The following is a 14,628-nucleotide window of genomic DNA, read 5'->3' as shown; positions in this document are numbered from 1 at the left end:
TCTGCCCCTTGCGCCCTCGACACCCTATGCTACATGAACGCCGGGCGCGCGAAAGTCCGCGCAACCGCACCCCGCTTCAGATGCTTTCCGAGAGTTCCATGTCCGACAAGGTCGTAACCCGTTTTGCCCCCTCGCCCACCGGCTACCTGCATATAGGCGGCGCGCGCACGGCGCTGTTCAACTGGCTGTACGCAAAGCACACGAGCGGCACGATGCTGCTGCGCATCGAGGACACCGACCGCGAACGCTCCAACGAAGCCGCGACCTCTGCCATCCTCGACGGGCTTTCCTGGCTCGGCCTCAGCTGGGACGGTGAGCCGGTGTCGCAGTTCGAGCGTGCGCCGCGCCATCGCGAGGTGGCCGAGGAGCTGGTGCGCATGGGCAAGGCCTATTATTGCTATGCCACGCCAGCCGAGCTGGAGGCGATGCGCGAGGCGGCCAGAGCCAAGGGACTGCCGCCACGCTATGATGGCCGCTGGCGTGACCGTGACCTCTCAGAAGCGCCTGCAGGCGCCAAGGGCGCCATCCGCATCAAGGCGCCGACCGAGGGGGAGACCATCGTCCATGACCGTGTCCAGGGCGAGGTGCGCTTTCCCAACAAGGATCTCGATGACTTCATCATCCTGCGTTCGGACGGCAACCCGACCTATATGCATGCCGTCGTCGTCGACGATCATGACATGGGCGTAACCCATATCATTCGCGGCGACGATCATCTGACCAACGCCGCCCGCCAGACGGTGATCTACAACGCCATGGGCTGGGACGTGCCGTCCATGTCGCATATCCCGCTGATTCACGGTGCCGATGGCGCCAAGCTGTCGAAACGGCACGGCGCGCTGGGCGTCGAGGCCTATCGTGCCATGGGTTATCTGCCCGAGGCGCTGCTGAACTACCTGGCGCGCCTCGGCTGGAGCCATGGCGACGACGAGATCATGTCGATCGAGGACATGATTTCCTGGTTCGATATCGGCGATGTCAACAAGGGCGCGGCCCGATTCGACTTCGCCAAGCTGGAGGCGATCAACGGCGCGCATATGCGCCGCATGAGCGACGCCGAACTGTTCGATATCTTCATCGCCACTCTGCCCTATCTCGAAGGCGGCCCGGCGATGGCGGCGCGCCTGAACGACAGCAACAAGGCGCAGTTGCTGGCGGCACTTCCGGGCCTGAAGGAGCGCGCCAAAACGCTGGTCGAACTCGTCGATGGCGCCGCCTTCCTGTTCGCCACGCGGCCACTGCCGATCGATGACAAGGCGGCCCTTGTGCTCAATGCCGATGCCCGCAATATCCTGCGCGGCGCTCACGAAGCTTTGAACGGGCTTACGAGCGACTGGACAGCGGCTGCAGCGGAGGCCGCGATCCGCGAGGTTGCCATGGCCGGCGGCCACAAGCTCGGCGCCGTGGCCCAGCCTTTGCGCGCCGCATTGACCGGCAAGAGCACCTCGCCGGGCGTGTTCGATGTGCTTGCCGTGCTCGGCCGCGAGGAAAGCCTGGCGCGCATAGCAGACCAAATCGATTAGGAGCAAACTGGCCCAAGAAGATTGGCATTGAAAGGCGGGTTTCGCAGTGCAACATTAGGCCTTGGCCCAATCTGGCACGCACCCTCCTGAAATGCGGTGGCGAATAAGCGCATTGCGGTGATTTCGACGTGTCGCTTTGCAGAATTTGCCTTTGCCGGCATGAGGAAACAAGAAGGAGTTTGCAATGACCGAAGCTGCGAAAAAACTGGATTTGGGCGGCAAGACCCAGGAGGCCACGGCAACGCTTGCATTCGCCGGCAAGACCCATGAATTCAAGATGCGAAGCGGTTCGGTCGGGCCTGATGTCATCGACATCGCCTCGCTCTACTCCACCACCGGCGCCTTCACCTACGATCCCGGCTTCACCTCGACGGCAAGCTGCGAGTCCGAAATCACCTTCATCGACGGCGACGCCGGAATCCTCTTGCACCGCGGCTATCCGATCGACCAGTTGGCCGAACACGGCGACTTCCTCGAGGTTTGCTATCTCCTGCTCTACGGTGAATTGCCGACCAAGGCCCAGAAGGACGATTTCGACTACCGCGTGACGCGCCACACCATGGTGCACGAACAGATGTCGCGCTTCTTCACCGGTTTCCGCCGCGATGCGCACCCAATGGCGGTGATGTGCGGCGTGGTCGGCGCTCTGTCGGCCTTCTATCACGACTCCACCGACATTTCCGACCCCTACCAGCGCATGGTTGCCTCCATGCGGCTGATCGCCAAGATGCCGACGATCGCGGCGATGGCCTACAAATACCACATCGGCCAGCCCTTCATTTACCCGAAGAACGAGCTGAATTTCGCCGCCAACTTCCTGCATATGTGCTTTGCCGTGCCGTGCGAGGAATACAAGATCAATCCGGTGCTGGCGCGCGCCATGGAGCGTATCTTCATCCTGCACGCCGATCACGAGCAGAACGCCTCGACCTCGACCGTTCGTCTCGCCGGCTCTTCGGGCGCCAACCCGTTCGCGTGCATCGCCGCCGGCATCGCTTGCCTGTGGGGGCCAGCCCATGGCGGCGCCAATGAAGCGGCGCTCAACATGCTGGGCGAGATTGGCCATGTCGACCACATCCCCGAGTTCATCGCGCGCGCCAAGGACAAGAACGACCCGTTCCGGTTGATGGGCTTTGGCCACCGCGTCTACAAGAACTACGATCCGCGCGCCAAGATCATGCAGAAGACGGCGCACGAGGTTCTGGGCGAACTCGGAATCAAGGACGATCCGCTGCTCGACATCGCCATGGAACTGGAAAAGATCGCGCTGACCGATCCCTATTTCATCGAGAAAAAGCTCTACCCGAACGTCGACTTCTATTCCGGCATCACGTTGAAGGCGCTGGGCTTCCCCACCACCATGTTCACCGTGCTGTTCGCGGTCGCCCGCACCGTCGGCTGGATCGCGCAGTGGAAAGAGATGATCGAGGATCCGCGCCAGAAGATCGGCCGCCCGCGCCAGCTCTATACCGGTGCGCCGGAGCGCGACTACGTGCCGATCGCCAAGCGGTGACAGGGGACGAGAGCGAATAGCGAATAGCGAATAGCCAGTAGCGAATAGGGAGTTTTATATAGACCGAGGCGGTGAGAACCGCCTTCTTCCTACTCGCTACTCGCTACTCGCTACTCGCTACTCGCTACTCGCTCTTTTGATATACCGCATCACCACCTGCGCGGCGATGTCACCTGAGGGACGATCGGTCGCCATGCGCCTGGCGACCTCGGCGAAGCCGTCCTTTTGCCAGCTGCGGTAGGGCGTATCGGAAAATAGCGCCTCAAGCTGCCGCGCCAGATATTGCGGCCTCACATACTGGTTGTAGTGTTCCGGCACGACCGTCCGGTCGGCGATCAGATTGGGCAGGGCGGCGCTCCACACCGTGATCAGGGCTTGCGCCATGCGCATGACCGGATCCAGCCGGTAGCATGAGATCATCGGCACGCCCGACAACGCCAGTTCCAGCGATACCGTTCCCGACGCGATCAACGCCGCATCGGCCTTGCCGAAAGCCTGCCATTTGCGCACCGGTTCGAGCAGGATCTCCGGCTTTTCATCCCAGCTGGCGACCGAGGCCCTGACCAGATCCGCGACATGCGGCACCGTCGGCAAGAGCAGCCGCAGCCGGTGTCCGCGCGCGCGCAAGACAGACACCGTCTCGCCAAAAACACCGATTAGCCGGCGCACTTCACCGCGACGCGAGCCCGGCAGCACGAGCAGCGTCTTGACACGATCGGGGGACAGGTCGCGTTCAGGCCCTTGCATCTTCGCGGCGCCGAGCACGCCCGGATCATGGGTCAGGCGATGGCCGACATACGTTCCAGGCGGACCGCCAAGGCGGTCGAGCGCTCTCACCTCGAAGGGCAGGATGCACAGGATATGGTCGACATAGGGCTTCATCGTCACCGCCCTGCCCGGCCGCCATGCCCAAACGCTGGGGCAGACATAGTGGATGATCGGGATCGAAGGGTTGGCGGCGCGCACCTTCTTTGCCACGCGCAGCGAAAAATCCGGACTGTCGATAGTGATGAGACAATCCGGCTGTTCACCGGCGACCAGATTTGCCATCTGGCCGATGCGCCGCATCAAGCGCGGCAGATCACGCAGGATGGCGGTAAAGCCCATGAGGGCAATCTCACTGCCATCGAACGGGGAAGCAAGCCCTAGCGCCTGCAAATGGCGTCCGCCAATACCGATGAGCCTGATGTCGCGGCCGGTTGCGCGTTTCAGCGCCTCGACAATATCGGCGCCGAGCAGATCGCCGGACTCCTCGCCGGCGACGATGGCGATCTTCAATGCCCTGTCAGCCATTGTGCGGCTCCGTCGCGGCAGACAGGCCAATGACGAACAGACCGAGTGCATTGGCACGTGCGATGGTTTCGGGACCCTCGAGAACCAGTGATCGGCCGGCTTCGATGGCGATGCCGGTCAGCCCGGCCGCATGCGCCGCCTCGATCGTCTGCGGGCCAATCGAGGGCAGATCGGCTCGCAGCTCCTGACCCGGTTTAGCGCATTTGACAAGGACGCCACGCGTCCTGCCGGCAAGCCTGCCATGGCCGCGCAGCTCCTTCGTGCGCCGGAGCAGCCCGTCCGTCCCCTCGATGCCCTCCAGGGCGATGGCGCGGCCGCCAATGGCGATCGCCGCCTGACCGATGTCGAGCGCGCCGATGGCTTTCGCAGCCGCGTACGCGGCCTCGATATCACGCCGATCCGATTTCAAGGGAGCAGCCTTGGTCAGGACACCCTCGACAGCGACAAGATCCGGTACGACCTGATGGGCGCCGACGATCTTGACCCCGCGAGCCTCGAGACCGCGTGCCAGAATCTTCAGCAGGCCGTCATCGCCACGGGCGAGCGCCATCACCAGCATGGGCACCAGCGCGAGCAGGCCGAAACTTAGCCGCATGTCGGTCAGTTTTGGCCGGCGTTTGATCTCACCAGCCAGAACGAGATGGGTGATCTTCCGGCGTTTCAGCAACGAAGCCAGCGCGCCGATTTGTTCGAGAGCAAGGCTCTCGTGCTCGTATCTGTAGAGTTCGGATCCACGGTCGACCTCGCCTTCGACCATGATGATGAATGGGGGATAGCGCTGCCCCTCAAGACCCCGGGCGACTTCCACGGGAAGATGACCACCGCCGGCGATAACGCCTACCCTGGCGCCTGGTGCGAGAACGAGACCAGTTGCTTCTGTTTCTGTCTCAGTCTTCGTCATCGACATCGTTGCCATCGCCGCCCTTTAGCGACGGCACAGCATAGTGCCGCTTGCCGCGACTGGTGATGAAATCGATGATCTTCATGGCGGTCGGCGACGACGCGAACTCCGCCTTGGCGAATTCGATGTTCTCGCCAACGGTGCGGGAACGATCGAAGATCATCCTGTAAGCCTTGCGCAGCACAAGGATTTCGGACCTCGGCAGGCCGGAGCGCTTCAGGCCGATGATGTTGAGGCCGCGCAGGCTGGCGCGGTTGCCGACCGCGATTGCAAAGGGAATGACGTCGCCGACGATCGCCGAGCAGCCGCCCAGAAAGGCGTTGTCGCCGATACGGACGAACTGATGCACGGCGGTCAGGCCGCCGATATAGACGTTGTTGCCGACCTCGCAATGGCCGCCCAGCGTCGCGCCATTGGCGAAGGTCGCGTTGTTGCCGACGACGCAATCATGGGCAATGTGGGCGTAAGCAAGGAAATTGCCATTGTCGCCGACCGTCGTCTCACCCCGGCTGGAATCGGTGCCGAGATGCATGGTCACGCCTTCGCGGATCGTGCAGTTCTTGCCGATGACCAGCGTGGTGCGGCCGCCCTTGTGCTTGGTGTTCTGCGGCGGTGCGCCCAATGTCGCCATCGGATAGACCTTGGTCGAGGCGCCGATTGACGTCGCGCCCATCACCGAGACATGACTGACCAGCTCGACGCCATCGCCGATCACCGCATCGGCGCCGACGTGGCAGAACGGTCCGATGCGCACGCCTTGGCCGATTTGCGCGCCTTGCTCCACAACGGAGGAAGCATGGATGGATGTCTTGATTTTCATAAGCATTCGTTCGTCAGTCGCTGGTGACCATCATGGCTGAAATCTCAGCTTCGGCCGCCTTGGCGCCGTCGACCATGGCTTCACAAGCGAATTTGAGCAGGTTGCCGCGTTTCTTGATTTTCTTGACATGGATCTTCAACTGATCGCCGGGAACGACCGGTTTGCGGAATTTGGCGTTGTCGATGGTCAGGAAATAGACCAGCGACGGCTTCTCTGTGCCCAAGCTGCGGATGCAGATGGCGCCGGCCGTCTGCGCCATCGCCTCGACGATGAGTACACCCGGCATGACCGGCTGGTCGGGGAAATGGCCCTGAAAATGCGGCTCGTTTATGGTCACGTTCTTGATGCCGACGGCGGACTCGTCGCCGTCGATGTCGACGATGCGATCGATCATCAGGAACGGATAGCGGTGCGGCAGGAGCTTCATCAACCCCATGATGTCGACCGCTTCCAGCGTCGTCGACGCGATCATATCAGCCATTGCCTCCCTCGCCCTGTTTGCGGGTCCTGGCGAGCTTGCGCAGCATGGCTATCTCCCGCATGGCTTCCGCCATTGGTTGTGCCGGATAACCGCCCCAGATCTCGCCTGCAGGGACATTGCTCATAAATCCACTTCTGGCGGCAAGCTTGGCCCCAGACCCGATGGTCAGGTGATCCGCAAGCCCGACACCGCCGCCCATGGTGACATTGTCACCCACGACCACGGAACCCGAAATACCCGAAAGCCCGGCTATTATGCAATTGCGGCCGATGCGGACGTTATGGGCGATCTGCACGAGATTGTCGATCTTGGTGCCCTGGCCGATGATCGTGTCGGACATGGCGCCGCGATCGACGGTGGTGTTGGAGCCGATCTCGACGTCGTCCTGAATGACGACGCGGCCGATCTGCGGCACGCGTTCGGGCCCCTTGGCACCGCCGACGAAGCCAAAGCCATCCTGGCCGATCCTGGCACCGCCATGGATGATGACTCGGTTGCCGATCAAGGCGTACTGGATGCTGGCGCCCGGCCCGACATAGCCGTCGCGACCGATCTGGCAGGATTGTCCGATGACGGCGCTGGGCGCGATGACGGTACCGCTGCCGATCGAAGCCCCCGGCCCGATGACCGCGCCGGCCTCGATGACGGCACCGGATTCGACATGCGCGGTCGCATCGACATAAGCATGCGGCGAGACACCGGTTTCACTCGTCATCGGCCCCGGCGTCGCCGCCCTCGGAAACAGCAGGCGCCCGACAAACGCGAAGGCCTGTTGCGGACGCGGATGAACCAGAACGGCAACGCCGGCCGGCGCCTTGCCGGCAAATTCCGCCGGGCACAGCACCGCGGCCGCCCGCAATGACGGCATCAGCGCGGAATTACGCTTGCCGTCGACAAAGACGAGCGCATTCTCACCGCCCTCACTGGCCGGCGCGAGCGCCCCGATCGAAATATCGGAGTGGCCGGAATCGACGAGCAGCGAGCCGGTCAGATTCGCGACTTCGCCCGCCGTATACCGGCGTGATGGCGCGAAGAACACCGGATCGGTCATTCCAGAAGCTATATCCAGCTAGGTCGGAACATTTCTCCCGGACCTGAAAGACCCGGGAGCATCGTTAACCGCCGATCAGAAGCGGGTCGATATGCCGAAGTTGAATTCCTGCACGTCGTCGGACGCTTCCTTCTTGACCGGGATCGCATAGTCGATACGGATCGGGCCGAACGGCGACGCCCACATCAGGCCGACACCGACCGAAGCGCGCAGCTTCATGCCAACCGAAGTCTGGGTGGCGGTCGTGTCGATCTTGCTGCCATAGAGCGTTGCAGCGTCCGCGAATACAGCACCGCGCAGACCGAAGCTTTCCGGAATGACCGGCATCGGGAACTGTGCTTCAGCCGAGGCATTGAAATACGTCGTTCCACCGAGATGGTCGCCCGTAACACTGTCCGCCGGACCGATACCGCCATATTCGAAACCGCGGATCATGCGGTCAGTGCTCTGGAATTGATCAAAGATACGCAAACTGCCGTCGCCGCCATAGCCCTGGACATGACCTGCGCCAGCCGAGACGAGACCAACCAGATCGAATTGCTCCGAGAGCGTCTGATAGATGCTGCCGCGTCCAGTCACCTTCACATACTTGGCATCGCCGCCGACGCCGGCAAATTCGGCCGTCGTGGTGGCGTAGATACCTTCATGCGGGTTCTTCATATCGTCGATGGTGTTGTAGATCAGCCCCAAGCTGACCGACGACTTGAGCCACGGGCTTTGTTCGATGCCATCCAGGATAGCCGTCGAAACATCACATTTAAGGGGATCGTAAACGCCACCGGTCACGCAATCATCATCCAGCTTATATTTCTCTTGCGAGATGTTGTAAGCTAGCTGGGTCGAGATGCTGTCTGTGATCGGCAGGCCAAAGCGCACCGTCGCGCCCAAGGTATCGCTGTCGTAGTTGTCGTATTCCCTAGTCTGCTTGAAGATGTCGAAGCCGGCGGCGATGCGCCGTCCGAGGAAATAGGGTTCGGTGAAGGACAGGCTATAGTCGCGCGAATTCTTGCCGCCGCCTGCCGACAGCTTGATGAACTGGCCACGACCGAGGAAGTTGCGCTCGGTGATCGATCCTTCGACCGACGGACCGGACGTGTCGCCACCGGTCGAATAACCGGCGCCGACGGAGAATTCACCGGTCGACTTCTCGACCACGTCGACCACCAGCACGACCTGGTCGGGTTGCGAGCCCGGCACCGTCGAGATGTCGACTTTGTCAAAGTAATTGAGGGCTTCCAGGCGCTTCTTCGCACGCTGGATGAGCACCTGGTTGAAGGCGTCTCCTTCGCTGACGTCGAACTCGCGGCGAATGACATAGTCACGCGTGCGGTCGTTGCCACGGATCTCGATGCGCTCGATATAGGCCTTGGTACCCTGGTCGACCGTATAGACCACAGAAATGGTGTGGTTCTCGAAATTGCGGTCGCCGCGAGGCGTCACCTGCGCGAAGGCATAGCCGGAACCGGCCACCTTCTCGGTCAGCGCGATGATGGAATCCTCGACGTCCTTGGCGTTGTAGACGTCACCCTTTTGGGTCTCGACCACCGATTCCAGCGACTTGCTGTCGACTTCCGGGATCGTGCTTTCGACGCTGACGTCACCGAACGTGTAGCGGTCGCCTTCCTGGACGGTGATGGTGACCGTGTACTTGTTCGTCGCGCTGTCAAGCTCGCCGACAGCGGACACAACCTGGAAGTCGGCATAGCCGTGATTGTAGTAGAAGCGGCGCAGCAGCTCCTGGTCGGCGCGCAGCTTGTCGTCGTCATAGACGTCGTCGCGCAGGACGAAGGAGAGCCAGGACGAGCGCTTGGTATTGATCACATCCGACAGGCGGCGGCTCGAATAGGCGCTGTTGCCGACGAAATTGATCGCCGCGATCTGCGTACGGTCGCCTTCGGTAATGTTGAAGACCACGTTTACGCGGTTGTCGCCAAGCTGCATGACCTGGGTGGTCACGGTCACATCGTCGCGACCAATACGTTTGTAGGCAGCCTTGACCGATTCGACGTCGGCATCGAGCGTCGCCTGCGAGAACGTTCCGCGCGGCTTCAGCTGCACCGCGGCCGCAAGGGCGTTGTCCTTGAGCTTCTTGTTGTTCTGGAACAGCACCTGGTTGACGACCTGGTACTCGGCGACCTTGACCACCAGCGTCGAGCCGACCTGGTTGATCTGTACATCCGAGAACAGGCCGGTGCCGAACAGCGCCTTGACCGCACTGTCGATATCGGAGCTGGAGAAGGCCTTGCCCGGCTTGATGATGATGTAATTGCGGATGGTCTCAGCGTCGATACGCTGGTTGCCGCTCACTTCGACTCTGCTGACGACAGCGGCTTCGGCCGCCGATGTGGCAACGAACTGCACTGCGAGAGCGCCTGGCACGACAAGAGCCGCGGACAGGGTCACCGCGGAAGCGGCGCTCAGAAACTTGGATGCTGCCTTCATCGGGCTTAATAACCTTTTCTCGTAGTCCCCACGGCGAGAAAACCGGACGTGCGGTAATTTCTCCTACCGTATTAACCGGATTTTCCCTACACGCAAGGCTTCTGGTTAATTTGTATTTACTTAACCCTGCGGCGTGGCTTTCGCGTCACTCATATCCCCGTGCATGGTAAACGGCGTCTCAACATCGCCCATGCAGAAGCCAAATTTCTTCATGATTTCAGCACCCAAACAGATCGTTCCAGAAAACGAACCCCATGAAGCACAGCACCAGAAGCAACCCGGCCCGATAGCCCATTTCCATCATCCGTTCCGACACCGGACGGCGAATGACGGCCTCCACCCCGTAGAACAACAGATGGCCGCCGTCGAGGGGGGGAATCGGCAAAAGGTTCAGAATCCCGATGCCAACCGACAGCAGTGCAACCAGCTGTACGAGCCATTCGAATCCCAATTTCGCCGCCTTGCCGGCCATGTCGGCGATCTTCACCGGGCCGCCCAACTGGCATTTGTCTTCCCGCCCGACGACAAAGCGCTGGAGGAACTGACCTGTGCGCTGGATAACGTGTCCGGTTTCCTCGACTGCCGCTGCAACCGCCCCGACGGGCGTGTAGGTGACGAGCCGCGGCTGGCCGAGTTCCTTGTTGTTGACGACGCCGATCACGGCGACCTTGACCTTGTTGCCGAGCGCGTCTTCCTGTTCCATCAGCCGCGGCGCCGCGGTCACCGTGACCTCCTTGCCGTCGCGCAGCATGACGAAGGTGATGATATCGTCGGCGCGGCCCGAGACCAGGCGCTGGACGTCGCCAAAGGTTTCGACCTTGTTGCCGTCGACGCTGACGAATCGATCGCCGGGCAGGATGCCGGCCTTCGCCGCCGGGCTGTCGGCTGTCACCTCGGCCACCATGGGCTCCGCGACATAACGGCCATAGGCGGTGAACAGCACGGCAAAGACGACGATCGTCAGCAGGAAATTGAACAGCGGTCCGGCCACCACTGTCGCCGCGCGCTTCCAGATCGGCTGCGTATGAAAGGCGACCTTGCGCTCCTCCTCCGTCAGCGTTCCGAGTTCTTCCGACGTGGGCTGGCTCGAGGTGGCGTTCATGTCGCCGACGAATTTGACATAGCCGCCAAGCGGTATCGCGCACAGTTTCCAGCGCGTGCCGTGGCTGTCGTTGAAGCCGAAGAGTTCCGGGCCGAAGCCGATCGAGAACGCCCTGACGCCGATGCCGCACCAGCGCCCGACAAGGTAATGGCCCATTTCATGGACGAACACGACCACGGTCAGCACGAAGAGGAACGGCACCAGCGTGCCGAGGACAAAGCCTTCTGTGCTGAAAAGCGCGTGAAGAATCTCGTTCAAGACAAACCCTCAAATTCTTCCACGGCGCAGAGTGTGCAGTGACTGTGACACCAATCCGGGCGAATCCAAGGCGCGCCGCGCATCGGACCGGAAATGACACCACTCAAACGGGAAACAAACCCTGCGCCGGATGATCGGCGGTCGCCGAAATCCAGCCAATGACGTATAGGGCGAAAGCCGCCGCGACAAGCCCGTCGACACGATCCATGACGCCGCCATGGCCCGGGATCAGCGCACCCGAATCCTTGCGGTCGTGCCGGCGTTTGACCCAGGATTCAAACAGGTCGCCAGCCTGTGAGACAATCGACAGCACGAGCGCCACCAGGCCGAGCAATGCCAGATTGCCGACACCGGCAGCGGCGGCGAGGATTAGGCCCGCGACAATGCCGCCCACAGCGCCGCCGAGCGCGCCGCTGCGTGTCTTGCCGGGCGAGATGGACGGGGCCAGCTTCGGGCCTCCAACCGCACGGCCAACGAAATACGCAAAAATATCGGTGGCCCAGACGACCGCGAACAGGAACAGGATGGCGATGAGGCCTGAACGGTCGCCATCGCGCAGCAAGGCGAGCGACAAGCCTGAAACGGCGGCATAGGCAAGACCGCTCGCATCCCATTGTCCGGCTTTGCGAACCGAGGCGGCGATCGCCGTTGCGGCAACCATGACCACCACAAGCGGCAGCAGCCAGGATGCGGCAAGACCGCCAATCAGGGCGCCAATGAAGACAACCAGCAGCGCTTCAGGCAGGAAACCCAGACCCGTGGCCCCGGCCGGACGCGACATGCGGGTCCATTCGTAGAAGATCACCACAGCCATCACGGCGCACAGCAAGCGGAACGGCAGACCGCCGAGCCAGGTCAAGCCAAGGGTGATGATGGCAAGCACGATCGCCGAAATGACGCGCAGCCGGAGATTGCTCATCCCGCGGCCGGTCGCGAAGCGACGTCCTGGGCCCCAAGTCCGCCGAAACGGCGTTCGCGGCTGGCAAATTCGCGCAAGGCCTCGGCAAGGTGCTCGCGGCTGAAGTCGGGCCAGTAGCAAGGCAGGAAGACGAGCTCGCTATAGGCGGCCTGCCACAGAAGGAAGTTCGACAGCCGCAGTTCGCCGCTGGTGCGGATGACCAGTTCCGGGTCGGGAATGCCATGCGTGTCGAGAGCTGCGGCAAAGCTTTCGGCTGATATCGCCTCGCTGTCGAGTTCGCCACGCGCCACGGCTAATGCAAGCTTGCGCGCAGTGCGCACGATCTCGTCGCGGCCGCCATAGTTGAAGGCGATCACCAACGTCAGTGATTCATTTCCGGCAGTCAGCGATTCGGCCTCGTCGAGCAGCCCCCTGATATCGGGCTGCAGCCCTGCCCTGTCGCCGATGATCCTGACCCGCACGCCACTCTGGTGCAATTCGGCCAGATCACGGCGGATGAACATTTTCAAGAGGCCCATCAGGTCGCTGACCTCGGACTTCGGCCGCGACCAGTTCTCCGACGAGAAAGCATAGACGGTCAGGTAGGAGATACCGAGCCCGGGTGCGGCGCGCACCGTCTTGCGCAGCGCCTCGACGCCGGCACGATGGCCAGCAAGACGAGGCATGCCGCGCGCCTTGGCCCAGCGTCCATTTCCGTCCATGATGATCGCGACATGCGCGGGCGTTGTCATGTTCTCGCTTTCGGGTCAGCCTATGGCCAAGACCCTAAACCTGCATGATTTCAGCTTCCTTATCGGAAAGCAGGTGGTCGATGGTGCTGATTGTCTCGTCGGTAAGTTTCTGGACCTGGTCGGAGCGCTTGCGCTGATCGTCCTCGCTGATGTCGCCGTCCTTCTCCGCCTTCTTCAGAAAGTCCATGCCGTCGCGGCGCACATGGCGCGCGGCGACCCGGGCGTTCTCGGCATAGGTGTGCGAGATCTTGACCAGTTCCTTGCGGCGCTGTTCGTTGAGTTCAGGCAGTGGAATCCTGAGGTTCGTGCCGTCGACGATCGGGTTGAAACCCAGATTGGATTCGCGGATTGCCCGGTCGACCGCGCCGACCATCGACTTGTCCCAGACTGATACCGAGATCATGCGCGGCTCCGGCACCGAGACGTTGGCGACCTGATTGATCGGCATGGTGGTGCCATAGGCCTGCACCTGGATCGCGTCGAGCAGGTTGCTGGAGGCGCGACCGGTCCGCAGCGAGGCCAGATCATGCTTGAACGCGGCGATCGCCCCATCCATGCGCCGCTTGAGATCGTCATACTCACCACTCATCCTAGTCTCCTCGACCCGTCTGACGCGGGTTCACTGCTTCGGGGCCGTGTTCGAGCCTGATTTTCGAAAACCGGCTTCCCCTTTTTCGGGATCAGGCCCCGGATCAATCGTCCGCGACGACCGTGCAGCGGCCGCCGCCCCTTAGAATATCGCCGAAACCACCTTTTTCGTGGATCGAATAGACGATTATCGGAATGTTGTTTTCGCGCGCAAGTGCAATCGCTGCCGTATCCATGATGGAAAGGCCGCGATTTATGACTTCGCCATGACTGATGCGCTCGAAACGTGTCGCATTTGGGTCTTTCTTCGGGTCCGCCGAGTAGACGCCGTCGACCTGAGTGCCCTTGAACAGCGCGTCGGCGCCGATTTCAGCCGCGCGAAGGGCGGCGGCCGAATCAGTGGTGAAGAACGGATTGCCGGTTCCGCCGGCAAATATCACCACCTTGCCCTGGTTCATGTAGGCGGTCGCCTGGCGCTGCGAAAAACTTTCGCAAAGCTCGGGCATGGCGATCGCCGAAAGCACCACGGCGTCGACACCGATCTTGTTCAGCGATGTGCGCAGCGCCAGCGAATTGATCACCGTGGCAAGCATGCCCATGTGGTCGCCGGTAACGCGATCACCGCCCTTGGAGGCAACGGCCACGCCGCGAAAGATGTTGCCGCCGCCGATGACGACACCGACCTCGATGCCCAGTGCGCGAGCCTCGGCGATATCGGCGGCGATGCGATCCACCACTGAAACGTCGATGCCGAAATGCTGTTCGCCCATCAGTGCTTCGCCCGACGCTTTCAGCAAGACACGTCGGTAGAGGGGCTTCACCGTCATCTGGTCCTCGTCATTTGCATGTGGCGCGTTCCGGGTGGCCGCCAACTCGCGCAGGCGCCACCCCGAAACAATGGCGTTCCGATACACGAAGGGGGGCCGCCGCGGCACCCGCCGCCCCCCCCCCCCTGGGGGGGGCGGTTGTGGCGCCACCCCCCCCCCCCCCCCGGCCCAGGGACGGG

At 62.0% G+C, this 14,628-nt stretch carries 13 protein-coding genes; 2 read left to right on the top strand and 11 right to left on the bottom strand.

Annotation, left to right across the window (positions count from 1 at the left end; genetic code table 11):
* Nucleotides 1-98 precede the first annotated feature (98 nt).
* Together gltX and gltA are read left to right on the top strand one after the other, a co-directional pair.
* Nucleotides 99-1,523, top strand: a complete 1,425-nt coding sequence (gltX, locus tag NKJ06_RS01945) for a glutamate--tRNA ligase (RefSeq protein WP_352627779.1) — start codon at nucleotides 99-101, stop codon at nucleotides 1,521-1,523.
* Nucleotides 1,524-1,707: 184 nt separating this feature from the next.
* Nucleotides 1,708-3,036 carry a citrate synthase gene (gene gltA / locus NKJ06_RS01940; RefSeq protein ID WP_352627780.1) on the top strand — a complete coding sequence of 443 codons (1,329 nt, stop codon included), beginning with the start codon at nucleotides 1,708-1,710 and terminating at the stop codon, nucleotides 3,034-3,036.
* A 117-nt stretch (nucleotides 3,037-3,153) separates the two neighbouring features.
* Here the strand turns inward: gltA and lpxB are convergent, their stop codons facing one another.
* From lpxB to pyrH, 11 genes are all read right to left on the bottom strand, one after another.
* Nucleotides 3,154-4,329: a lipid-A-disaccharide synthase gene (lpxB, locus tag NKJ06_RS01935; RefSeq protein WP_352627781.1), complete on the bottom strand. Its 1,176-nt coding sequence runs from the start codon at nucleotides 4,327-4,329 to the stop codon at nucleotides 3,154-3,156.
* Nucleotides 4,322-5,230: an LpxI family protein gene (locus tag NKJ06_RS01930; protein ID WP_502905580.1), complete on the bottom strand. Its 909-nt coding sequence runs from the start codon at nucleotides 5,228-5,230 to the stop codon at nucleotides 4,322-4,324. The genes lpxB and NKJ06_RS01930 overlap by 8 nt, the downstream gene beginning before the upstream one ends.
* Entirely contained in the window at nucleotides 5,217-6,050 is an 834-nt protein-coding gene (gene lpxA / locus NKJ06_RS01925) for an acyl-ACP--UDP-N-acetylglucosamine O-acyltransferase (protein WP_352627783.1), read from the bottom strand. The genes NKJ06_RS01930 and lpxA overlap by 14 nt, the downstream gene beginning before the upstream one ends.
* A gap of 13 nt (nucleotides 6,051-6,063) precedes the next feature.
* Nucleotides 6,064-6,531: a 3-hydroxyacyl-ACP dehydratase FabZ gene (fabZ, locus tag NKJ06_RS01920; RefSeq protein WP_352627784.1), complete on the bottom strand. Its 468-nt coding sequence runs from the start codon at nucleotides 6,529-6,531 to the stop codon at nucleotides 6,064-6,066.
* Nucleotides 6,524-7,582 carry a UDP-3-O-(3-hydroxymyristoyl)glucosamine N-acyltransferase gene (gene lpxD / locus NKJ06_RS01915; protein WP_352627785.1) on the bottom strand — a complete coding sequence of 353 codons (1,059 nt, stop codon included), beginning with the start codon at nucleotides 7,580-7,582 and terminating at the stop codon, nucleotides 6,524-6,526. The genes fabZ and lpxD overlap by 8 nt, the downstream gene beginning before the upstream one ends.
* A 75-nt stretch (nucleotides 7,583-7,657) precedes the next feature.
* Nucleotides 7,658-10,024 (bottom strand): outer membrane protein assembly factor BamA, encoded by a 2,367-nt coding sequence (gene bamA / locus NKJ06_RS01910; protein ID WP_352627786.1) that lies wholly within the window; start codon nucleotides 10,022-10,024, stop codon nucleotides 7,658-7,660.
* A 217-nt stretch (nucleotides 10,025-10,241) separates the two neighbouring features.
* The gene (rseP, locus tag NKJ06_RS01905) at nucleotides 10,242-11,384 is read right to left on the bottom strand and encodes an RIP metalloprotease RseP (RefSeq protein WP_352808743.1); all 1,143 of its coding nucleotides are present in this window, start codon (nucleotides 11,382-11,384) and stop codon (nucleotides 10,242-10,244) included.
* A 103-nt stretch (nucleotides 11,385-11,487) separates the two neighbouring features.
* Nucleotides 11,488-12,303: a phosphatidate cytidylyltransferase gene (locus NKJ06_RS01900; RefSeq protein WP_352808741.1), complete on the bottom strand. Its 816-nt coding sequence runs from the start codon at nucleotides 12,301-12,303 to the stop codon at nucleotides 11,488-11,490.
* The gene (locus NKJ06_RS01895; RefSeq protein WP_352808738.1) at nucleotides 12,300-13,034 is read right to left on the bottom strand and encodes an isoprenyl transferase; all 735 of its coding nucleotides are present in this window, start codon (nucleotides 13,032-13,034) and stop codon (nucleotides 12,300-12,302) included. Before NKJ06_RS01895 ends, NKJ06_RS01900 begins: the two co-directional genes overlap by 4 nt.
* Before the next feature lie 34 nt (nucleotides 13,035-13,068).
* A complete protein-coding gene (gene frr / locus NKJ06_RS01890; protein ID WP_013531759.1) occupies nucleotides 13,069-13,623 on the bottom strand; it encodes a ribosome recycling factor in 555 nt (184 codons plus the stop codon).
* Between the two features lie 103 nt (nucleotides 13,624-13,726).
* Nucleotides 13,727-14,449: a UMP kinase gene (gene pyrH / locus NKJ06_RS01885; protein ID WP_082525466.1), complete on the bottom strand. Its 723-nt coding sequence runs from the start codon at nucleotides 14,447-14,449 to the stop codon at nucleotides 13,727-13,729.
* Between the last annotated feature and the right edge of the window lie 179 nt (nucleotides 14,450-14,628).

This window comes from Mesorhizobium sp. M0293, assembly GCF_040321735.1.
GTDB lineage: Bacteria > Pseudomonadota > Alphaproteobacteria > Rhizobiales > Rhizobiaceae > Mesorhizobium.
This window is presented reverse-complemented; position numbering and strand designations above follow the sequence as displayed.

Bases quoted from the DNA above. Each gene is read 5' to 3' on its own strand.
- lpxB (WP_352627781.1), bottom strand. From the start codon at position 4,329: ATGGCTGACAGGGCATTGAAGATCGCCATCGTCGCCGGCGAGGAGTCC.
- lpxA (WP_352627783.1), bottom strand. From the start codon at position 6,050: ATGAAAATCAAGACATCCATCCATGCTTCCTCCGTTGTGGAGCAAGGC.
- gltX (WP_352627779.1), top strand. From the start codon at position 99: ATGTCCGACAAGGTCGTAACCCGTTTTGCCCCCTCGCCCACCGGCTAC.
- pyrH (WP_082525466.1), bottom strand. From the start codon at position 14,449: ATGACGGTGAAGCCCCTCTACCGACGTGTCTTGCTGAAAGCGTCGGGC.
- NKJ06_RS01930 (WP_502905580.1), bottom strand. From the start codon at position 5,230: ATGACGAAGACTGAGACAGAAACAGAAGCAACTGGTCTCGTTCTCGCA.
- NKJ06_RS01900 (WP_352808741.1), bottom strand. From the start codon at position 12,303: ATGAGCAATCTCCGGCTGCGCGTCATTTCGGCGATCGTGCTTGCCATC.
- frr (WP_013531759.1), bottom strand. From the start codon at position 13,623: ATGAGTGGTGAGTATGACGATCTCAAGCGGCGCATGGATGGGGCGATC.
- NKJ06_RS01895 (WP_352808738.1), bottom strand. From the start codon at position 13,034: ATGACAACGCCCGCGCATGTCGCGATCATCATGGACGGAAATGGACGC.
- lpxD (WP_352627785.1), bottom strand. From the start codon at position 7,582: ATGACCGATCCGGTGTTCTTCGCGCCATCACGCCGGTATACGGCGGGC.
- bamA (WP_352627786.1), bottom strand. From the start codon at position 10,024: ATGAAGGCAGCATCCAAGTTTCTGAGCGCCGCTTCCGCGGTGACCCTG.
- gltA (WP_352627780.1), top strand. From the start codon at position 1,708: ATGACCGAAGCTGCGAAAAAACTGGATTTGGGCGGCAAGACCCAGGAG.
- fabZ (WP_352627784.1), bottom strand. From the start codon at position 6,531: ATGGCTGATATGATCGCGTCGACGACGCTGGAAGCGGTCGACATCATG.